Here is a 19281-nt window from a genome sequence, read left to right as displayed (position 1 = left end):
CCTGACCTCCGCTTTCGTACTCACTCGCGCGTCCGGCATACGACACCCGCGTCCCACGATGAGGACCGCAGATAGACTGACCGCCCGTCCCACCCGCACCTGCCCGCCGTGGTCCCAGGAGAAGCACCGTGCCCATCGTCGTCCAGAAGTACGGCGGCTCCTCGCTCGCCGATGCCGCGAGCATCAAGCGCGTCGCCCGGCGGATCGTCGAGGCGAAGAAGGCCGGCAACGACGTCTGCGTGGCGGTCTCGGCCATGGGCGACAGCACCGACGAGCTGCTCGACCTCGCCAACGAGGTGAGCCCCCAGCCGCCCCCGCGCGAGATGGACATGCTCCTGACCGCGGGCGAGCGCATCTCGATGGCGTTGGTGGCCATGGCGATCGCCGACCTCGGCTACACCGTGCGCTCCTTCACCGGCAGCCAGGCCGGGGTCATCACCGACTCGAGCCACGGCAAGGCGCGCATCATCGACGTCACCCCCGGGCGGGTCACCGACGCGCTCGAGAAGGGGCACATCGTCATCGTGGCCGGGTTCCAGGGGGTCAGCCAGGACACCAAGGAGATCACCACCCTGGGTCGGGGTGGCACCGACACCACCGCGGTCGCGCTCGCCGCAGCCCTCAACGCCGAGGTGTGCGAGATCTACACCGACGTAGACGGCGTCTTCACTGCCGACCCGCGAATCGTCCCGTCTGCCAAGAAGATCCACCGCATCTCCAACGAGGAGATGCTCGAGCTGGCGGCCTCCGGCTCCAAGGTCCTGCACCTGCGCAGCGTCGAGTACGCCCGCCGCTTCGACATCCCGATCCACGTCCGCAGCTCCTTCTCAGCGAAGGAGGGCACCATCGTCACGGACAAACCAGCCGAAGGAGACACCGTGGAAGCCCCGATCATCGCCGGTGTCGCACACGACCGCAGCGAAGCCAAGATCACCGTCGTCGGCGTCCCGGACCACCCGGGCATGGCCGCCGCGATCTTCCAGACCTGCGCCGATGCCGAGATCAACATCGACATGATCGTGCAGAACGTGTCGGCGACCGAGACCGGCCTGACCGACATCTCGTTCACCTGCCCCAAGACCGACGGGCAGACCGGCGTGCACGCCCTGAGGAAGGTCCAGGAGTCGGTGGGCTTCGCGTCCATCCAGTACGACGACCAGATCGGCAAGCTGTCACTGGTCGGGGCCGGCATGCGCTCGCACCCCGGCGTCTCCGCGACCTTCTTCAAGGCGCTGGCCGACACCGGCGTGAACATCGAGATGATCTCCACCTCGGAGATCCGCATCTCGGTCGTCACGCGGGCCGACGTGCTCGACGACGCCGTCCGGGCCGTGCACTCGGCGTTCGGGCTGGACTCCTCGGAAGGCGAAGCCGTGGTCTACGGAGGCACCGGCCGGTGACCTCACTCGCCTCGAAGGCCCCGCGCCCGACCCTCGCCCTGGTCGGTGCCACCGGAGCCGTGGGGGCGGTGACCCAGCAGGTGCTCGCGATGCGAGCCGACATCTGGGGCGAGATCCGCGCTGCCGCTGCGCCCGAGGATGCCGGGACGGTGCTCACCGTCTGTGGCCGTGAGGTGGTGGTGCAGGAGCTGTCGGCGGAGTTCTTCGACGGCGTGGACATCGCCCTGGTCGACGTGCCGCCCCCCGTGGCGGCGCACTGGGCGCCCATCGCGGCCGCGCGCGGAGCGGTCGTCATCGACAACAGCTCGGCCCTGCGCGGCGACCCCGACATCCCGTTGGTCGTGCCCGAGGTCAACCCGCTGCAGATCCGCAACCGGCCCAAGGGGATCATCGCCAACCCCGGCGCCACGACCCTGACGATGATCGACGCCCTCGGGGTGTTGCACGCCGGGTGGGAGCTGACCGAGCTGGTCGTCGCCTCCTACCAGGCCGCCTCCGGAGCCGGTCGCGTCGGCATGGCCCGGCTCTACGACGAGCTGGAGGTCGTGGCCGGGCACCGCGAGCTGGGACACCAGTCCGGCGACGTGCGACGACTGATCGAGCACGAGCTCGGCACGTTGTCGCCCTTCCCGGCGCCGCTGGCCCTCAACGTCGTGCCCTGGATCGGCACCGCGGCCGAGGACGGCTGGACGTCCGAGGAGCTGAAGATCCGCAACGAGACCCGCAAGGTGCTGGGGCTGCCCGACCTCCGCGTCTCCGCGACCTGCGTGCGCGTGCCGGTCATCACCACCCACTCGGTCGCCGTCCACGCGACCTTCGCGCGCCGCATCGACGTCGCCGAGGCGCGTCAGGCCCTCGTCGAGGCCCCGGCCGTGGTCGTGCTCGACGACCCCGACAGCCTGGAGTTCCCGACGCCGTCCGACATCGTGGGGTCCGACCCGCGGTTCGCCGGCCGCCTGCGGCAGGCGCTCGACTTCCCGAACACGCTCGACTTCTTCATCTGCGGCGACAACCTGCGCAAGGGCGGCGCGCTCAACATGGTGCAGGTCGCCGAGCTCGTCGCGAAGGACCTCGCCGTCGTTCGCTGAGCCTCAGTCGTCGAGGGTGGCCCGCAGGCCGGCCTCCCCGACCGAGAGCCGGAGCCTGCCCTTCGCGGGCAGGTCGACCACGGCGCAGCCCTTGAGGACGTCCACCTGCGGTGCCTCCACGAGCCGGCACACGGTATGCCGCCCGGTCGCGGTCAGCGCGAAGGTCCCGTCCGCGGCGATGCTCGCCAACGACCCCCCGGCGCTGGTGACGTCGTCGTGGAGCACTCGCCCGCCCACGTAGGGCAGGTCTCCGGTGCTGGGCACGTCGATCCCGGCCCCGGAGAGGAACCCGAGCAGGGCGTCGTCCTCGAACACGGCCACCCAGCCGCCGCCCAGCGGTCGGTCGCCCTTGCCGGTGTCGTCGACCGCGACGACCTTGCCCTCGAGGTGGTCCGGGCCACCGCAGCCCGCGAGGGCAGCCAGCGCGACGGCCACCGCGGCGACGGTGAGCAGCACGGCCGTGGCGGCGGCCAGTCGGCGGCCACTCGGGACGCCGCCGGGCCGCGCTCAATGGGTCAGGTGGGCGAGGGAGGTCATGGGGCGACATCCTCGCGCACGCCGTCCCGCAGCTCGGGCGATGACGGCCCGGTGTCCATCACGGAGCGGTGACGAAACGGGTCGTCAGCGTGTCGCTTGACCTGTGACAGATGTGACTGATGTGACTATTGGGACTCAACGGGAGCGCGAGCCAGGGGGCAGCCATGAAGGACGAGAACCTCACACCCACACAGCTGTGGCGCAAGCACCGGATGCGTCAGGTGATGCTGTTCGTCACCATCCCCGGCGTGATCCTGGGCACCGCCAGCATCACCGCCGCCTACTCGGCCGGGTGGATGACCCCGCCGGCGCCCAAGCCGGCGTGCAACCCGGTGGTCGTGCCCGCCCCGGCCAGGGCCTCGTTCACGGTCAACGTCATGAACGCCACCGGCCGCACCGGCGTCGCCGGGCAGGTCGCGTCCGGGCTGGCCAAGCGGAAGTTCACCGTCGGANGCACCACGGTCCCGACGGTCTCGACCAGGCCCTGCTCACCGCCTCCCAGATCCCCGGCGCGAAACTGTTCGCCGACTCGCGCAAAGGCACCTCGGTCGACGTCGTGGTCGGGCTCGCCTACAAGGACCTGGTCGCCATCCCGCCACGGCTCAAGCCGATCCCGAGCGAGGTCAAGGTCAACGTCTACAACACCACCTACAAGACCGGCCTGGCCAAGGTTGTCGCCGACGACATCGCCGGCCGCGGCTTCAAGGTCAAGGACGTCTCCAACGACCCCCAGCGCACCATGCAGCTCGGCACCGCCGTGATCCGCTACGGCGAGCAGGGAGACCTCGCCGCAGCCCTGCTCAAGGGCCACGTGCCCGAGGCACAGCTGGTCAAGGACGACCGCCTCGACGCCACGCTCGACCTCGTCATCGGCAACGCCTACACCGCCCTCACCCCGACCAGCGAGGTCCCGCCCCTGCCGGCCCGCCCGAAGCAGCCGACGCCCACGGTCGCCCGCCCCTGCACGTGACCAGCACCTGAGCACGGCACGCCCGGACTGGATTCGAGGGGGACGAACAGGGCACAGTGGGTGCCCGATGACCTCTCGCCCCGTGTATGCCGTGTCCTTGGCTTCCCTCGTGTGCCTCGCCCTCGCGGCGTGCGCGAGTGACCCGGGCGGCTCCGCCGCCCCCACGTCGGTGGCCCCCACCACCATGAGCACCACCACGGCCCCCCCGACGACCACGGCGACGGCCAGCCGGACGACGAAGCCCTCGACGACCACGACCAAGGCCACGCCGTCCCGCAGCACGACCGTGGCGCCGCCGAAGCCCAAGCCGGTCACGGCGCTCGCCCCCGTGCCGCGGGCCGGTGTCGAGCCGACCGTCCGGTTCCCGAAGAACGAACCCGCCGTCGGCTCGGGGGCCAACGCGTCGGTCGCGCGGGTGCCGGACTCGGTCTGGAACCGCATGGTCGGCGTCTCGTGGACCCAGGGCTGCCCGGTGGGCCGCTCCCAGCTGCGCTACGTCCGCGTCAACTTCTGGGGTTTCGACGGCAAGCGTTCGCGCGGCTCGCTCGTGGTCAACGCCTCCATCGCCGACGAGACCGCCGCGGCCTTCGCCCGGCTCTACGCGCTGCAGTTCCGGATCCGCCAGATGAAGCCGATGGACTCGACCTGGGGCAAGAACCCCAAGGGCCCGGGTGCCAACGACTACGCCGCCATGGAGGCCGACAACACCTCTGCCTTCAACTGTCGCTACGTCGGCGGCGAGGAGGCCAGCAAGGTCTACAGCAAGCACGCCTACGGCACGGCGATCGACGTCAACGACTTCGAGAACCCCTACGTTGCGGACGACGGCACGGTCTACCCCGACCGCTACTGGCTGCATCGTCGTGGCCCCGCCCCGGGGGTCTTCTCCTCCAGTGGCAGCGCAGCCGTGCGAGCCTTCACCAGCCAGGGCCTGCGCTGGGGCGGCCTCTGGAACAACCCCGACTACCAGCACTTCGACCGATGAGCCGGCGCTCGATGACCCGACGTCCCGTGCTCGGCGCGCTCGGCGTTGTCGCCGCGGTCCTCCTGGCTGGCTGCGGTGGTGCCGACCCCGAGGCGGCCGCCCCCACCTCGTCGTCCACGACCGCGACCACGCCCTCGTCGACCACCACGAGCACCACGACCACCGCGACGACCACGACCAAGCCGGTCCCCAAGCCCAGCACCAGCACTCGCAAGGCGACCCCGAAGCCGACGGCCAAGCCGAGCCCGAAGCCGACCTCCAGGCCCAAGCCGCCGACCTGCCGGGTGCCCTCGGGGGTGCGGGCGGCGCAGGTGGTCCTGGTGACGTCGTCCGGTTCCAGCGCGACCGTGCGCGCCTGTCGTCGCACGGCGACTGGCTACGCTCGGGAGCTCGGTCCGTACTACGGCCACGTCGGACGCAACGGCGTGAGCTGGTCCAAGCGCGAGGGTGACCTCAAGACCCCGGCCGGCACCTACCCCCTGCGCGGCGGCTTCGGCGCCAGGGCGAACCCCGGCCTGGCGCAGGGCTGGTTCCGCGTCGACAGCAACGACGTCTGGGTCGACGACAGCCAGTCGAGCCTCTACAACACCCACCAGCGCAAGCCGGTCTCCGGTCGCTGGGACTCGGCGGAGAACCTGCTCAACACGCCGGCCTACAACTACGCCCAGGTGATCGGCTACAACGAGTCGCGCACCCCGGGCAAGGGCTCTGCGATCTTCTTCCACGTCGACACCGGTGGTGGCACCGCGGGCTGCGTCTCGCTGCCGACCTCGGCGCTCCTCGCGGTGCTCCGGTGGGAACGCTCGGGTGCCGTCATGTCGATCAGCTGAGCCCACTCCTCAGACCACGGTGGAAGTGGCACCCCCGACACGGCAGAGTGGGCGCATGACCGTCAAGACCGTCGCCATGCTCACCGCCGGTGGCCTCGCCCCGTGCCTGTCGTCCGCCGTGGGTGGCCTCATCGAGCGCTACTCCGAGGTTGCCCCCGACGTGCGGATCATGGCCTACCGCAACGGGTATGCCGGTCTGCTCACCGGTGACTCGGTGGAGGTCACCGACGAGGTGCGCGCCAACGCACACCTGCTGCACCGGTTCGGGGGCAGCCCGATCGGCAACAGCCGGGTCAAGCTCACCAACGTCAAGGACTGCGTCGAGCGCGGGCTGGTCCAGGAGGGGCAGGACCCCCTGCACGTCGCGGCCGAGCAGCTGACCCGCGACGGTGTCGACGTCCTGCACACGATCGGCGGTGACGACACGAACGGCACCGCAGCCGACCTCGCGGCATACCTGCACTCCAACGGTTACGAGCTGACGGTTGTCGGCCTGCCCAAGACGATCGACAACGACGTCATCCCGATCCGCCAGTCCCTGGGCGCCTCGACGGCGGCCGAGCAGGGTGCGGTCTTCGCCCGCAACGTCATCGCCGAGCACACCGCCAACCCACGCATGCTCATCGTCCACGAGGTGATGGGACGCAACTGCGGGTGGTTGACCGCGGCCACCGCGCAGGCCCACCACCAGTGGGTGCAGGGTGCCGAGTTCAGCGGCTGGGTGGAGAACGCGGCCGAGCGCTGGGACGTCCACGGCGTCTACGTGCCCGAGCAACCGCTCGACATCGACCGCGAGGCAAACCGCCTGCGCACCGTCATGGACGAGTTCGACGGCGTGAACCTCTTCATCTCCGAGGGCGCCGGCGTTGCGGAGATCGTGGCCAAGATGGAGGCCGCCGGGCAGGACGTGCCGCGCGACCCGTTCGGCCACGTGCAGCTCGACAAGGTCAACCCGGGGGCGTGGTTCGCGAAGCAGTTCGCCGACCAGCTCGGGGCAGACAAGGTGCTGGTGCAGAAGAGCGGCTACTTCTCGCGGTCCGCCGCAGCCAACGACGCCGACCTCGCGCTGATCAAGGACTGCACGACGTATGCCGTGGACGCGGCCCTGCGGGGTGAGTCCGGTGTCGTCGGACACGACGAGGACCAGGACGACGCCCTGCGGGCGATCGAGTTCGAGCGCATCAAGGGCGGCAAGGCCTTCGACCCCACGACGGACTGGTACACCACACTGCTTGCCGACCTCGGCCAGGCCTAGCCTCGCTCGTCGATCTCGGCGAACACCCGGTGGGCGCACGCCCATGGCACCTACTCTTGGCCGGTGGCAAGAGGGGGCATCGACCGAACCGTCCGTGAGGTCGTGGTGGACCGCGCGCTGCGGCGTGATCTGTTGCGGGCCGTGCGCGCCAGCCAGCGGCTCGGCCGCGGTCTCGGCATGGCGTTGGCGGGTGCCGTCTTCTTCGCGTTGACCCAGTGGTCCTTGAACCTCTCGGTGCCGATGGGTCTGGTGGCCACCGTCATCGCACTGCTCGGGATCGCGGCGGTCGCGACCGTCAACGCGCGGGACTTCCGACGCACCCTGCGCGTCGGCTCGGTGCTGACCCTCGAGGTCCTCGGGCACGGGTTGCGCTTCGGACGCTCTGGTGACGAGGTCACCGTTGCGTGGCGGGACACCCCGGGGTTGGCGTTGACGCGCGGCCATCTGATCCGGCCCGGTCTGGAACCGGCTTGCATCCCGGGCCCGTTGCTCCGTGACGGCGACGTCGACTACCTGCTCACCCACCGTCGGTACGCATGGTCGGCGGCTTTGTACGGTCGTAAGGTCGGTGACATGGCAGCGAAGCCCAGCACCGCGGCATACCGGGAAGCTCGTGACACCCTCGTCGCGCTCAGTGGACAGCACGAGCGCGCGGTGCGCGAGTTCCGTTGGCCCGACGTGGGGGAGCGGTTCAACTGGGCGGTCGACTGGTTCGACGAGATCGCCCGCGACAACGCCGCGACCGCGCTGTGGATCGTCGAGGAGGACGGGTCCGAGCTCAAGCTGAGCTTCGACGAGCTGGCCCTGCGGTCCGACCAGGTCGCGGTCTGGCTGGCGTCCCTGGGAGTGGGCAAGGGCGACCGGGTGCTGCTCATGCTCGGTAACCAGGTGGAGCTGTGGGAGACGATGCTCGCGGTCTTCAAGCTGGGGGCGGTGATCATGCCCACGACTGCAGCCCTGGGGTCCGCTGACCTGCGCGACCGCGTGGACCGGGGCGAGGCAAAGGTCGTCGTGGCCAACGCTGCCGACGCCCCGAAGTTCGACGAGGTGCCCGGCGACTACCTCCGCGTGGTGGTCGGCGCGGTCGATGGATGGCACACGTACGCCGACGCCTATGCCGTGGTGGGTCATGAGTTCCAGACCACCACCGCCGCCACGGATCCGTTGCTGCTCTACTTCACCTCTGGGACGACCAGCAAGCCGAAACTCGTTGAGCACACCCAGGTTTCGTACCCAGTGGGTCACCTGTCGACGATGTACTGGATCGGTGCCAGGCCGGGCGACGTCCACCTCGCGATCAGCTCCCCCGGCTGGGCGAAGCACGCGTGGTCCTGCTTCTTCGCCCCCTGGATCGCGGAGTCGACGATCTTCGTCTTCAACTACGCGCGCTTCGACGCGGCCGCCCTGCTCGACCAGATCCGCCGTGCCGGGGTGACGACCTTCTGCGCGCCCCCGACGGTGTGGCGGATGCTGATCCAGGCCGACCTCAGTGGCGGCAAGGGTGAGCTCCGCGAGCTGCTCGCGGCCGGGGAGCCGCTCAACCCCGAGGTGATCACGCAGGTCGAGAAGGCGTGGGGTCTGGTGATCCGGGACGGCTACGGGCAGACCGAGACGACCCTGCAGGTGGGCAACATCGCCGGCGAGCCGCTCAAGCCCGGGTCGATGGGCCGGCCGATGCCGGGCGTGCCGGTGGCCCTGATCGACCCGCTCACCGGTGAGCTCGCCGACGAGGGGGAGATCGTCCTCGACCTCTCGAAGCACCCGGTCAACCTGATGACCGGCTACCTCGGCGACGACGAGCGCCAGGCCGAGGCGATGGCCGGTGGCTACTACCACACGGGTGACGTGGCGCAGCGGGACGCCGACGGCTACATCACCTACATCGGTCGCACCGACGACGTGTTCAAGGCGAGCGACTACAAGGTCTCGCCGTTCGAGCTCGAGAGCGTGCTGATCGAGCACCCGGCGGTGGCGGAGGCGGCGGTGGTCCCGGCTCCCGACCCGACCAGGCTGGCGGTGCCCAAGGCCTACATCGCCCTGGCGCCAGGCTGGGAGCCCGATGCGGAGACGGCCAAGGCGATCCTCGGCTACGCCCGGGGCCACCTCGCTCCCTACCTGCGCGTGCGCCGGCTCGAGTTCTTCGAGCTCCCCAAGACGATCTCGGGGAAGATCCGGCGGGTGGAGCTCCGCGACCGCGAGCAGCACGCCTTCGAGGGCGGCACCTCGCTGTCCGAGGAGTTCCGCGACGACCAGTTCCCCGACCTCAAGTCCTGAGGCGGGCGCGCGGTCCTCCCCGTTCACCTCCTCGCACCTCCCGCACGTCCGCGCCCCAGAGGTGACATCCGTCGTTGGCTCAGGCTGGCTGCTCCTCTAGCATCTTCGGGTCGAACGGGAGCCGGGGACTGCGCCCGCCGACCAACACGTGGCCTGCTCGCAGGCCGAACCACCGTGGGAGAAGGCATGAATGGGCTGGCCACTGCCGTGCCGCTGACGACGCGTATCGCCGTCCACGTGCTCGGCGTGGACCCGGACCGTCGCGTGCTCCTGGACCGCGCCCGCCCGCCGTCGGAGCCCGTCTGGGGCCTTCCCGGGGCTGTGGTCGCGCCGGGCGAGGACCCAGTGGTCAGGGCGCGCCGGCTGGTGTCGGACGCCGGGGCGATCGCCGCGACCAGGGTCGAGGTGATCGACCTCGAGAGCCTCGTCGAGGACGGCCTGCACGTCGTGCACCTGGTCTTCGAGTGCGGGGCGGAGCCCTCGCTGCTGCGCACCGACGGCACGTCGTCGGCCCTGTGGTGGTCACTGCCCGAGATCGTCGGGCTCAGCCTCTCGGCGCGCACCCGCAAGGCGCTGGCCTCGCGCTGGGCGATGATCTGGCCCGACACCTGATCGGTGCGGTGCGGGATCGCTGCGCTGATAGGGCATTCCGGCCATTACGGGCATCTGGGTTCCAGTGGGCGTGGTTGGTCTCAGTGGATGGTCGTTGAGGGCTTTCGAGGCCGTTGGACCCCGAGTACCGTGAAATCGGCGGTCCGCCGGGTCCGCTGGGGTATCAGAGCGGGCCGGGGCTGCCAGTGCGGACTTACCCATATGCGTTTCACGTCGCCCTCGACGGCAACGGACTGAACGGGCTGGAGGGCCGGGCGGGCGTGTGCCTGTTCCACTACGACCCCGTCACCGGCGACCACGCCTACAAGGTCACGTACTTCGGCGGAGCGTCCGGGGGGCACGCGCCGAGTGTCGACCCCAGCCGACGGATCGGCTTCCTGGGCAACACGGGTCAGCACCTGCTCTTCTACGACCTCGCGACGCTGGAGGAGGCCGACCGGGTCTCGACCCTGCGGTTCGAGGTGCCCGACACCACGATCAAAGGCAGCACCCACGTCGTCTGGCTCGACGACACGCAGTTCGTCACGTCGATCGGCGAGCACCTGTGGAAGTTCGACGTCAACCGCCTCACCAAGGCCGAGCAGGTCGCACCCCACGGGCTGAAGATCCCGCACGCGATGAAGCGCACCGCCTCCGGCCGCTACATCGTCTACGGCGGGATGGACCACCCGACCAGGGGTGAGGCCAAGGAGGTCGGCATCCTCGACACCGTGACGGGCGAGGTCCGCCGGATCACCCTTCCGACCACCTGCTGGCACGTCGTCTGCCACCCGGTGCTCGACGTCTTCTACGCGATCTCGTTCAGGGTCAACGCCGCCGACCGCTCGGACTACGAGCACTGGGGCATGGCCTGGCTGCGCCAGTACGCATTCGAGATCGACGCCGAGGACGGTCGGGTGGTGCGGCACTGGGCCGCCGACCGCGACCTGCCGGCCCACATCAACTCCGACGTGACGATCTCCGACTCCGAGCTGATCTTCTGCACCGGCGGCAGCCACACGGTCGTCTTCGTCGACCTGCTCACGCTGAGCCAGCACCGGCTCATCGACGAGCACCCGGGCGCGCTGGAGAGCCTTGCCCTCACCCGGCAGTCGGCCAACACCGTCGCCGAGTCGGTCATGCGCGGCAACTTCTTCAGCAACTCCCACCTGTATGCCGAGTCGCTCCGGGTGAGCCGCGGCGCCCTGGTCGACGGCATCTACGCCTGCCAGCTCTCGGCCGACCAGACCCTGCTGTTCACCGCGAACCGCGGGCAGAACCACATCACGGTCTACGACTACCCGTCCCTGGCGGTCCGCGACCGGATCGTCATGCCGGAGCTCCAGGAGTTCGACCCACGGTTGGCCGCGTGGGGTGACCCCCGACTCGGGTTCCACCACTCCTACCTCGTCAGCCCCGACGCAGCCTCGTCCGATGCGCCCAGTCCCGCAGGAGCCCACTGATGGCCGACTACACGATCGACACCACCGTCTTCGGCGGGAACACGTTCAGCTCCGACGTCACCGCGGACGTGACTTCGAGCCTCACCGGGCTCGACAACATGAAGCTCACCCTCGCGGGTGGCACCACGAACACGAACAACGGCGAGAACACCGTCCACAGTGACGCCACCATCACCCTCGAGCCGGTCACGACGACGTCGACGGTCAACACGACCTCGAGCATCGAGTCGAGCTCCGACGTCACGTCCAACGCCAACGTCGCGACGACGTCGAGCGTGGACCTCAAGCCGGTGGCGGTCGACACCTGCGTGCGGCTCGAGCTCGGCCCACCACCAGCCACCGAGGTCTGCACGCCCTACGAGCAGACGTGGGGGTGGTCGGTGCTCGGCCTGGAGCTGTTCGCGGTCACCGTCCGCGGCAGTGCCACGGCGCACATCCGGCCCGAGCACCACGGCCCCGTCGTGATCGACCTGTGAGCCCGTCGTGACCACCGCCCGCCGCAAACCAGCGAAGGCCACACCCGCGAAGGCGACACCCGCGAAGGCCACACCCGCGAAGGCGACACCCGCGAAGGTCACAGCAGCGCAGCCGTCATCCGACGCCATCGTGCTGACCGGGCCGCCCGGGCTGCTCAGGGCGACCGTCTCGGTCGAGAACGCCGTCGACCAGCGCGTCGCGGTGCGAGGACTCACCCTGCACCGCAGCGGGCAGCAGGCCCTCGCCGGCGCCGGTGCGGCCGTGATCGCCCCGGGTGCCACCGCCCAGGTCCCGGTCTCCTTCCGACTCGAGCCGGACACCCCGCCGGGTGAGTACCCGGCGGAAGTCGAGGTGGGCGGCATCCGTCGGGAGGCGGTCCTACGGGTCGAGCCCGACCTCTCGATGCACGTCTCGCCACGGCGGGTGCTGGCAGAGGTGGGCGGCTCGGCGGTCACGATCACCGTGACCAACGACGGCAACCTCCCGATCCCGCTGGCCGCCGTCGTGCGCGCCCGCACCGACGACGGCGGACCCGACCCGGGCCCCGACGTCACCCTCACGCTGACCGACGCCACGACTGCCGCGCCGGGCACCACCTCTGTGCTCCGGGGCAGCCTCAGCGTCCCCGACGAGCTAGACCCCACCCGTCGGCACACCGCACGGGTCCCGGTCGGCACGGCCGACCTCGACGTCATCATCCTGCCTCGCGACCCATCGGAGTGATCACCATGAGCACCACCGCACCCGAGTACCTCACCTCCCTGCGCGACGGCTTCGCCGACGCCGTGCAGCAGTGGGTGGACCAGTCGAGGACCGCCTGGGACCAGTGGCAGCAGGCCTGGTCGCCGGTCGTCGAGGCAGCAGGGCTGGGTATGCCGGGTGCTCCCGGCACAGCCCCCGGTCGTCGGTCGAAGGGTGCGCGCGGCCACGGCCACGACCACCACCACGAGCACGGGCACGACCACCACCACCACGAGCACGACCACCACCACCACGAGCACGACCACCACGAGCACGGGCACGACCACCAGGGGTGCGGCTGTCACGACCGGTGCGGGTGCGGCGACGTGTGTGACTGCTGCGTGCCGGCGGCGGACGTGATCGTCCACGCCCGGGCCGGTGAGGTGCGCGTGGTGCCCTTCAGGCTCCACAACCCCTGGCGTCGTGAGCGCGAGGTGTCCCTCCAGGTCGGGCCCTGGCACGGCTGCGACGGTGACGACCTCGAGATCCGCGCGGTCCTGGAGGAGGAGAAGGTCGTCCTGAAGCCGTGCGAGGACAGGGTGGTCCGGCTGCTGGTCTCGACCCGCGGCGACGGCTCGTCGACCAGCAGGTCCGCGGACGTCGTCGACAAGGCGGAGCCCGAGGACCCGGCATCGGACGCACCCACCAAGCCCACCAAGGCGGCCGCAGCCGCAGCTGCGGCGCGTGAGCCCGTGGAGGTGGTGGTCGCCTCGAGGAGCCGGACCGCCGACGTCGACTCGTGCGTGAGTGCGTATGCGGACGTTCGCTTCGAGGGCTGCGCGCGCCCGCAGCGGGTCGCCGTCGTGGTGCTGCCCGCGGAGTGCGACGCGGTCGACGTGGGCTGCGACTGCGGATGCTGCTGCTAGGAGGAGTGTCATGACGGAGACGAACAGCACCGACGAGACGCTGGCCCGGATCACCGAGCTGGCGCGCCAAGCCCTGCAGTCACAGTCGACCCTGGCCAAGCAGTCGCTCGAGCTGGGCCGGGCGGCCCTGTCCGGCGATGTCGACCGGTCCACCACCAGCAAGGCCTACCTCGACGCCGTGAGCCGCGAGGGCGCGCGCTACTGGCGCGAGGCCAGCGCCCTGGGCCTCGACTACGCCAGCGAGCTCATGGCGCTGGGCACCCGGAGTGCGGCCCGCATCATCAGCGACGCCTCCGCTGCCGGCGGCACGCGGGTGCGTCGCGGCACCAGCACCTCGCGCACCGGCGCTCCGCCGGCGCCGCCGGCCGAGCCGGACGACGGGGTCCGCCGCTCGCGGGTGCACCTGCGAGCTGCCGTGGGGCAGACCGCCCAGGGCACGGTCACGGTCGTCAACCGGCACCCACGCGCCCGTCGCGTCGAGCTGGAGCCCAGCGACCTGCGCGACGCCACCGGCACGGTGGTCGCGCTCAGCCTGGAGGTCGAGCCCGAGCACGTGACGATCCCGGCCGGGGAGGAGCACCAGGTCCGGATCTCGGTCGACCTCGAGGAGGCGGTCGTGCAGCCGGGTCAGCAGTACGTGGGTAGCGTGACCGTCAGCGGCGGCGACGAGGCCATGCTGGAGGTGACCGTCGAGGTCGCGGACTGACCTCCTCCGGATCCGTCAGGGGTGCGGCGACCAGGTCCCGGGCGGCGCGCACCTCGGGGTGCAACCGCAGTCCTTCACGCGCCCATCGGGGCAGGTCGGGGCTCACCGCCAGCCACGCCAGTGAGGCGGCCACCGACGCGCGAGCCGGCCGCGCGGCATACCCGAGGCCCTGGGCCTTGGTCGAGGTGTACCAGTAGAACCGGCCCACGGTGGAGGCTTCCTCGCGCGTGGTCAGCGGGGTCGCGTCCCGCAGCTGGGCCCACCACTCGGTCGCGGCCGACACGGCCCACGCGCTGCCCGCGTCCATCTCGGCGAAGGGGCCGGGCAGCCCGGCGAGGTCGGACACGAGGCTATGGAGCATGCGCCAGCTGACGTCCTCGCCGCCGAGCAGGTAGCGCTCGCCGGCCACCCCGTGCTCGAGGAGGCACACGTGGCCGGCGCCGACGTCACGGGCGTCGACGACGTTGCACCCGCCGGGGAAGGTGCTGCGCGTCGGGTCGAGCAGGTAGCGCAGGACGATGGCGTTGCTCGGGGCGAGCCGGGTGAAGGGTCCACCCAGGACCACGGTGGGCAGGGCCAGCACGACCTCGAGGTCCAGCCGGCGACCGGTCTCGAGGGCGATCTCCTCCTGGGCGACCTTGCTGGCGTAGTAGGCCGGCGCTGGTTCGGACCCGAGGTGGTCTCGTTCGGACCGCGCACGAGGGAGCAGGCTCGACCCGCGGGTCACCGACGACGAGGTGACGACGGCACGCGCGATCCCGGCCGCGGCGGCTGCCTCGAGGACGGCCTGCGTGCCGTCCGTGTTGACCTGGTCGACCTCGGCGGCCCGTGCGGCACCGAAGGCGTAGACCGCGGCGCAGTGGACGACGGCGTCGCACCCCTGCATGGCGGCGCGGAGGACCGGCGGGTCGGTGAGGGCCGCGGTCGCGACGGGCACCGTGTGGACCCCGACCCTCACCTGCGTCCTGCGGTGCTCGGGGTCGGGCCGCGCGATCGCGAGCACCTCGTGCCCCGCGGCGAGGGCGGCCGCCACGACCTGGCCCCCCACCATGCCGGTGGCGCCGGTGACCGCGACCTTCATCGCGCACCCCGGACGTGGCGGAAGCCCTGCGCGTCGACCTCGGGACCGGTCGCCCTCGCGGCGCCCCTGGTGGGGTCGGGACCGGCCGGGATGCCCGGGCTGCCCGGGCGGTCGAGCCAGTCGGTGACCGCCCCGAGGACGAGGTCGAGGGCCTGCGTCAGGAGGGGTTCGGCGGGGTCCATGGGCGGTCGTCCGATCCGGAACCCGCGACCCTCGAAGCCGGCCTCCAGGTTGTCGAACGTCGTCGTGAAGAAGCGTCGGTAGGCCTCTTCCAGCAACGGGTTCCGCAGCTCGGGCACCGCGGCGAGGTCGATGCCCGCCCACGTCGCGGGGAGGGCGAAGAGCTGTCGCCCGCGCACCGCGACGAGGGTGCCCGACCGGGTGCGGGTGAAGGTCAGGCTGCCGTCGTCGAACTCGGCAGAACCGTTGGGGCTGCTGACAGTTCGCCAGGTAAGGCGGTGCCGGTCCGGGCTCCGCTCGACCAGCTCGATCTTGCAGACGTCGATCGGCTCACCACCCCACGCTGCCAGGTAGTTGGGCTGGGGCAGGTAGAGGTTCCGCTCGGCCTGACGCGTGCGAGTGGTGCCGGTGGAGGACGACGCCGACGAGACGGTCACCCGGCGCCCACCGAGGTAGTCGGCCATCAGGCTGATGCCCGCGGCCACGTCCACCCGGGCGACCCACTCGTCGAAGTCGGCCGGGACCTCGCGGCCCACCTCGAAGACGGTTGCCCCGTCCACGAGCCGCCAGCGCATCCCGTCGGCGTTCTCCGGGACCCCTTCCACCAGCGCGTCGAACGCCGCGAAGAACGCCGGCAGCCCGTCATAGGCGCTGACCGGGTATGCCGCGGGGTCGAAACCGAGGGGTACCTCACGGCGGTCGACGGTGTCCTTGTCCACCCCGGTGGACCAGGCGAGCGCGCTCCGTCGGGCGGCGCCGACAGCACCGAGGACGGCCGTGAGGGGAACGTGTCCGGCGGGGTCGTCGGCCGCGACGACCAGGGGGGTGAGCAGAGCCCGCAGCGTCGACAGCACCGCGTCGGCGGGCGACGCGCCCTCGTCCGGCCCGCCGGTGGCGGCGCTGAGGACCCGCGCCAGGCGCGGCTCCACCGCGACCGACCGCGCCGCGCCGCGGGCCAGCGGATGGGCCGCGTGGGCGCCCTCCAGCATCGTCAGGCGGCCCTCGGTGCGCCCCGGGGAGGGGCCGACGGCGAGCAGGGCGCGTTCGAACAAGGGTGACGTCGACCGGTCGAGCCCGAGCAGCGCCGCGGTGGCGCCGTCAGCCGCGAGCAGGTCGGTGGCCACCACGAGGGTGCGGCTGTCGAGCGGCTGGGCGAGCCGGCCGCCATCCGGTCCCACGCTTGCCTCGAGGGCGTCGACGACGACCAGCGTCGGGGCGAGGTGGGCCAGGAGGTCGGCAGCGACGTCCGCGGCCTCGGCACCGGCCACCTCGGGAGCCGCGCCGAGGAGCGTCGTGAGGCCCGCGGCATACCCGTCGACCAGGTCGGTGACCGCGCGGGCGGCCACCACCCGGGTGGGCGCCTCCACCCACGCGCGGGACGCGAGGTGACCGGACAGCACGCTCGTGTCGGGGACCCGTGCGGCGACGAGGTCGCGGCCGAGGTCGACCACGTCATAGCGCGTGCCGGTCGCCGTGCGGCCACCGAGACCCGCGAGCCGCGCCAGCTCCTGCACCGAGTCGTGCCCGCGGTCGCGGTCGTACGCCTGCACGGTCGCGCCGACCACGACGGGGCTGCATCCCTGGTCCTGCAACAGGTCCACCAGCGCATGGACCACGCTCGAGGCGACCGGTGTGGGCTGGCGCAGCCGCACGAGCACGACGGCGGCGCCGGAGAGCTCCGGGGCGAGGGCCGAGACCGCCGGGCCGAGGGCATCGACGTCCCCACCGCCGACCACGATGCAGGCCAGCGGGTCCCGGCTCGGCACGCCACGGGGTGCCACCCGTCCATGTAACCAGCGTGCCCTCGCCAGCGACAGGGGCCGATGACATAGTGAGTACGTGGCCGACGACATCGACATCCAGCAGCACATCAAGGGACTCATCGACGAGGAGCACAGCCTGCGCGGCAAGCTCGGCGCCGGCGAGATCAGCGTCGAGGAGGAGAACCAGCGCCTGCAGACCATCGAGGTCGAGCTGGACCAGTGCTGGGACCTGCTGCGCCAGCGTCGCGCCAAGCGCGAGTTCGGCGAGGACCCGTCCGCTGCCGAGGTGCGGGATGCCCGCATCGTGGAGAACTACCGGGGCTGAGCCACCCGCCGTTCACCCGGCGTTCGGCGTGGCGGACTGGACACCTCAGCGAGGGGTTCTACTCTCGAAGTAGGCCGGAACCCGACAAAGGGGGTGCGCCATGCGCACAACACTCGCCCACCTGCATGTTCCCCACCCGCACGTAGCCCACCATGAACCGAAGTGGTGGCTGAGCCACAGCCTCGTGGCCGTCGCGGCCGCTGCACTGATGATCTACGGTGCAGCCGTGCTGCTCGTCCTGGCCGGGTTGCTGCTCTTCGGCTGACCCCGTCACCCCCCAGATCTCCGCCCTGTTGGAAGTGGAACTACCGGATAGCCGGTAGTTCCACTTCCAACAGCGGTGGAATCAGTGGGTCACCAGCGTCGGTCGACCCACTCCTGGAGGTGGGGCAGCTCGTCCCCGATGACGGTCGAGTCGCCGTGGCCGGGCAGCACCACCGTGTCTGCGGGCAGGGTGAACAGCCGGGTGCGCACCGACTCGATGATGGTGTCGAAGTCGCTGTAGTTGTGGCGGGTCGCTCCCGGCCCGCCCGGGAACAGCGTGTCGCCGGTGAAGACGACCCCGAGCGCTGGGGCGTGGAAGCAGCACGACCCCGGCGTGTGGCCCGGGGTGTGGATGACGTGCAGCTCGACGTCACCGACGGTCAGTACCTGGCCGTCGGCCAGGGCCGCGTCGGGGGTGACCGGGTAGAGCTCGTCCCACAGGAAGCGGTCCTCCGGGTGCAGGTGCGCGGGCGCGCGAGTGCCGTCGCAGACCTCGCCCACCGCGTCGATGTGGTCGACGTGGCCGTGGCTGATGAGGACGCCCTGCACGCGCTGCTCGCGCGGGATCGACTTCACGATCGCGCGGCCGTCGTGGCCCGCGTCGATGACCAGGCACTCTGTGTCGTCGCCGATCACCCAGGTGTTGTTCTCGAGGGTCAAGGCGCCCTCGGGCCGGTCGAAGGTGCCTGCGGTGACGATGCGCGCGACGCGCACGCCGCCCGGGGTAGGTGCGATGTCCGGCATACCCCCATCCTCACCCATCGCGGCTAGGCTCGCGCAGGTGAGCCGGATCTTCACGACGAGCGTCGCCGCGGTCTACCCCCACTACGTGAACAAGGTGGCGAAGAAGGGCCGCAGCCGCGCCGAGCTGGACCGGGTGATCGAGTGGCTGACCGGGTTCGACGAGGCCGCGCTCACGCGGCACCTCGCCGACGAGACCACCTTCGAGGACTTCTTCGCCGCCGCGACGGTGAACCCCAACGCGTCGCTGATCACCGGGTCGATCTGCGGGATCCGGGTCGAGGAGGTCGAGGACCCCCTGATGCAGAAGATCCGGTACCTCGACAAGCTCGTCGACGAGCTGGCCAAGGGCAAGCCGATGGACAAGGTGCTCCGCGGCTGATGACCCACGGGCTCTTCGTCTACGGCACGCTCGCCCCCGGGCGACCCAACGCGCACGAGATGGACGGCATGGTCGGCACCTGGGAGCCGGCCGTCGCGCGCGGCGACCTGTTGCCGGACGGGTGGGGTGCGGCCGCCGGCTACCCCGCGATCGTGCTCGATGACGAAGGGCCCGAGGTGCCCGGGCTGCTGTTCCGGTCGGACGACCTGCCGGCCCACTGGGACCGGCTCGACGCGTTCGAGGGCGAGGGCTACGACCGGGTGCTGACGACCGTGCACCTGCACACCGGTGCGGAGGTCCGCGCCTACGTCTACGCCCTGCGGCGGTAGTCCCGAATCGCCCCCACGGTGTCGGGCGACTTG

Annotated in this window: 21 protein-coding genes and 1 pseudogene; 17 read left to right on the top strand and 5 right to left on the bottom strand. The window is 71.1% G+C overall.

Going from position 1 to position 19281, the window contains the following annotated elements:
- The first annotated feature begins 128 nt into the window (after positions 1-128).
- Positions 129-1400 carry an aspartate kinase gene (locus ASG95_RS19550; RefSeq protein WP_057378534.1) on the top strand — a complete coding sequence of 424 codons (1272 nt, stop codon included), beginning with the start codon at positions 129-131 and terminating at the stop codon, positions 1398-1400.
- Positions 1397-2488 carry an aspartate-semialdehyde dehydrogenase gene (locus tag ASG95_RS19545; RefSeq protein ID WP_056921603.1) on the top strand — a complete coding sequence of 364 codons (1092 nt, stop codon included), beginning with the start codon at positions 1397-1399 and terminating at the stop codon, positions 2486-2488. The genes ASG95_RS19550 and ASG95_RS19545 overlap by 4 nt, the downstream gene beginning before the upstream one ends.
- Before the next feature lie 3 nt (positions 2489-2491).
- Here ASG95_RS19545 and ASG95_RS19540 read toward each other — a convergent pair whose 3' ends face one another.
- On the bottom strand, positions 2492-2944 hold the full coding sequence (locus tag ASG95_RS19540) for a hypothetical protein (protein WP_057378533.1): 453 nt from the start codon (positions 2942-2944) through the stop codon (positions 2492-2494).
- Between the two features lie 245 nt (positions 2945-3189).
- Between ASG95_RS19540 and ASG95_RS22495 the strand changes: the two are divergent.
- From ASG95_RS22495 to ASG95_RS19500, 9 genes and pseudogenes are all read left to right on the top strand, one after another.
- Positions 3190-3477: pseudogene (locus ASG95_RS22495) on the top strand (LytR C-terminal domain-containing protein); the annotation flags it as partial.
- A gap of 104 nt (positions 3478-3581) precedes the next feature.
- Positions 3582-3995, top strand: a complete 414-nt coding sequence (locus ASG95_RS22490; RefSeq protein WP_057378532.1) for a LytR C-terminal domain-containing protein — start codon at positions 3582-3584, stop codon at positions 3993-3995.
- Positions 3996-4062: 67 nt separating this feature from the next.
- Positions 4063-4980 carry a M15 family metallopeptidase gene (locus ASG95_RS19530; protein WP_157582294.1) on the top strand — a complete coding sequence of 306 codons (918 nt, stop codon included), beginning with the start codon at positions 4063-4065 and terminating at the stop codon, positions 4978-4980.
- Between the two features lie 11 nt (positions 4981-4991).
- On the top strand, positions 4992-5810 hold the full coding sequence (locus ASG95_RS21880; protein ID WP_057378530.1) for a L,D-transpeptidase: 819 nt from the start codon (positions 4992-4994) through the stop codon (positions 5808-5810).
- Positions 5811-5865: 55 nt separating this feature from the next.
- Positions 5866-7065 (top strand): pyrophosphate--fructose-6-phosphate 1-phosphotransferase, encoded by a 1200-nt coding sequence (locus ASG95_RS19520; protein WP_057378529.1) that lies wholly within the window; start codon positions 5866-5868, stop codon positions 7063-7065.
- Between the two features lie 573 nt (positions 7066-7638).
- Positions 7639-9339 carry an AMP-binding protein gene (locus ASG95_RS19515; RefSeq protein ID WP_057379018.1) on the top strand — a complete coding sequence of 567 codons (1701 nt, stop codon included), beginning with the start codon at positions 7639-7641 and terminating at the stop codon, positions 9337-9339.
- Between the two features lie 186 nt (positions 9340-9525).
- The gene (locus ASG95_RS19510; protein ID WP_057378528.1) at positions 9526-9951 is read left to right on the top strand and encodes an NUDIX domain-containing protein; all 426 of its coding nucleotides are present in this window, start codon (positions 9526-9528) and stop codon (positions 9949-9951) included.
- Positions 9952-10136: 185 nt separating this feature from the next.
- A complete protein-coding gene (locus tag ASG95_RS19505; RefSeq protein ID WP_057378527.1) occupies positions 10137-11393 on the top strand; it encodes a hypothetical protein in 1257 nt (418 codons plus the stop codon).
- Positions 11393-11869 carry a hypothetical protein gene (locus ASG95_RS19500; protein ID WP_057378526.1) on the top strand — a complete coding sequence of 159 codons (477 nt, stop codon included), beginning with the start codon at positions 11393-11395 and terminating at the stop codon, positions 11867-11869. The genes ASG95_RS19505 and ASG95_RS19500 overlap by 1 nt, the downstream gene beginning before the upstream one ends.
- Here the strand turns inward: ASG95_RS19500 and ASG95_RS22485 are convergent.
- Complete coding sequence (locus ASG95_RS22485) at positions 11799-11981, bottom strand: pentapeptide repeat-containing protein (protein WP_157582504.1); 183 nt, start codon at positions 11979-11981, stop codon at positions 11799-11801. The genes ASG95_RS19500 and ASG95_RS22485 overlap by 71 nt on opposite strands.
- 617 nt (positions 11982-12598) lie before the next feature.
- Here ASG95_RS22485 and ASG95_RS21875 point away from each other — a divergent pair.
- Together ASG95_RS21875 and ASG95_RS19485 are read left to right on the top strand one after the other, a co-directional pair.
- Positions 12599-13477, top strand: a complete 879-nt coding sequence (locus ASG95_RS21875) for a hypothetical protein (RefSeq protein WP_200961944.1) — start codon at positions 12599-12601, stop codon at positions 13475-13477.
- Between the two features lie 10 nt (positions 13478-13487).
- Entirely contained in the window at positions 13488-14183 is a 696-nt protein-coding gene (locus tag ASG95_RS19485) for a hypothetical protein (RefSeq protein WP_057378523.1), read from the top strand.
- On the opposite strand, the gene ASG95_RS19480 is transcribed toward ASG95_RS19485, so the two are convergent.
- Together ASG95_RS19480 and ASG95_RS19475 are read right to left on the bottom strand one after the other, a co-directional pair.
- Positions 14131-15264 (bottom strand): NAD-dependent epimerase/dehydratase family protein, encoded by a 1134-nt coding sequence (locus ASG95_RS19480; RefSeq protein ID WP_057378522.1) that lies wholly within the window; start codon positions 15262-15264, stop codon positions 14131-14133. The genes ASG95_RS19485 and ASG95_RS19480 overlap by 53 nt on opposite strands.
- Positions 15261-17225 (bottom strand): DUF362 domain-containing protein, encoded by a 1965-nt coding sequence (locus tag ASG95_RS19475; RefSeq protein WP_162259428.1) that lies wholly within the window; start codon positions 17223-17225, stop codon positions 15261-15263. The genes ASG95_RS19480 and ASG95_RS19475 overlap by 4 nt, the downstream gene beginning before the upstream one ends.
- A gap of 58 nt (positions 17226-17283) precedes the next feature.
- Here ASG95_RS19475 and ASG95_RS19470 point away from each other — a divergent pair, with 58 nt between their 5' ends.
- Positions 17284-17532 (top strand): DUF2630 family protein, encoded by a 249-nt coding sequence (locus ASG95_RS19470; protein WP_056921618.1) that lies wholly within the window; start codon positions 17284-17286, stop codon positions 17530-17532.
- A 100-nt stretch (positions 17533-17632) separates the two neighbouring features.
- Positions 17633-17797, top strand: a complete 165-nt coding sequence (locus ASG95_RS21515) for a hypothetical protein (RefSeq protein ID WP_157582288.1) — start codon at positions 17633-17635, stop codon at positions 17795-17797.
- A gap of 89 nt (positions 17798-17886) precedes the next feature.
- Here the strand turns inward: ASG95_RS21515 and ASG95_RS19465 are convergent, their stop codons facing one another.
- Complete coding sequence (locus ASG95_RS19465; RefSeq protein WP_057378520.1) at positions 17887-18540, bottom strand: MBL fold metallo-hydrolase; 654 nt, start codon at positions 18538-18540, stop codon at positions 17887-17889.
- Positions 18541-18577: 37 nt separating this feature from the next.
- Between ASG95_RS19465 and ASG95_RS19460 the strand changes: the two genes are divergently transcribed.
- Both ASG95_RS19460 and ASG95_RS19455 read left to right on the top strand, forming a co-directional pair.
- Positions 18578-18919, top strand: a complete 342-nt coding sequence (locus ASG95_RS19460; RefSeq protein WP_057378519.1) for a DUF2200 domain-containing protein — start codon at positions 18578-18580, stop codon at positions 18917-18919.
- The gene (locus ASG95_RS19455) at positions 18919-19248 is read left to right on the top strand and encodes a gamma-glutamylcyclotransferase family protein (protein ID WP_057378518.1); all 330 of its coding nucleotides are present in this window, start codon (positions 18919-18921) and stop codon (positions 19246-19248) included. The genes ASG95_RS19460 and ASG95_RS19455 overlap by 1 nt, the downstream gene beginning before the upstream one ends.
- Positions 19249-19281: the final 33 nt, after the last annotated feature.

The organism is Phycicoccus sp. Soil803, assembly GCF_001429685.1.
Lineage (GTDB): Bacteria > Actinomycetota > Actinomycetes > Actinomycetales > Dermatophilaceae > Pedococcus.
This window is presented reverse-complemented; position numbering and strand designations above follow the sequence as displayed.

What these genes read in the sequence shown, in the direction of transcription:
- ASG95_RS19455 (WP_057378518.1), top strand. Translation starts at nt 18,919, where the DNA reads ATGACCCACGGGCTCTTCGTCTACGGCACGCTCGCCCCCGGGCGACCC.
- ASG95_RS19510 (WP_057378528.1), top strand. Translation starts at nt 9,526, where the DNA reads ATGAATGGGCTGGCCACTGCCGTGCCGCTGACGACGCGTATCGCCGTC.
- ASG95_RS19500 (WP_057378526.1), top strand. Translation starts at nt 11,393, where the DNA reads ATGGCCGACTACACGATCGACACCACCGTCTTCGGCGGGAACACGTTC.
- ASG95_RS19520 (WP_057378529.1), top strand. Translation starts at nt 5,866, where the DNA reads ATGACCGTCAAGACCGTCGCCATGCTCACCGCCGGTGGCCTCGCCCCG.
- ASG95_RS19515 (WP_057379018.1), top strand. Translation starts at nt 7,639, where the DNA reads ATGGCAGCGAAGCCCAGCACCGCGGCATACCGGGAAGCTCGTGACACC.
- ASG95_RS21880 (WP_057378530.1), top strand. Translation starts at nt 4,992, where the DNA reads ATGACCCGACGTCCCGTGCTCGGCGCGCTCGGCGTTGTCGCCGCGGTC.
- ASG95_RS19530 (WP_157582294.1), top strand. Translation starts at nt 4,063, where the DNA reads ATGACCTCTCGCCCCGTGTATGCCGTGTCCTTGGCTTCCCTCGTGTGC.
- ASG95_RS21515 (WP_157582288.1), top strand. Translation starts at nt 17,633, where the DNA reads ATGCGCACAACACTCGCCCACCTGCATGTTCCCCACCCGCACGTAGCC.
- ASG95_RS21875 (WP_200961944.1), top strand. Translation starts at nt 12,599, where the DNA reads ATGAGCACCACCGCACCCGAGTACCTCACCTCCCTGCGCGACGGCTTC.
- ASG95_RS19480 (WP_057378522.1), bottom strand. Translation starts at nt 15,264, where the DNA reads ATGAAGGTCGCGGTCACCGGCGCCACCGGCATGGTGGGGGGCCAGGTC.
- ASG95_RS19485 (WP_057378523.1), top strand. Translation starts at nt 13,488, where the DNA reads ATGACGGAGACGAACAGCACCGACGAGACGCTGGCCCGGATCACCGAG.
- ASG95_RS19465 (WP_057378520.1), bottom strand. Translation starts at nt 18,540, where the DNA reads ATGCCGGACATCGCACCTACCCCGGGCGGCGTGCGCGTCGCGCGCATC.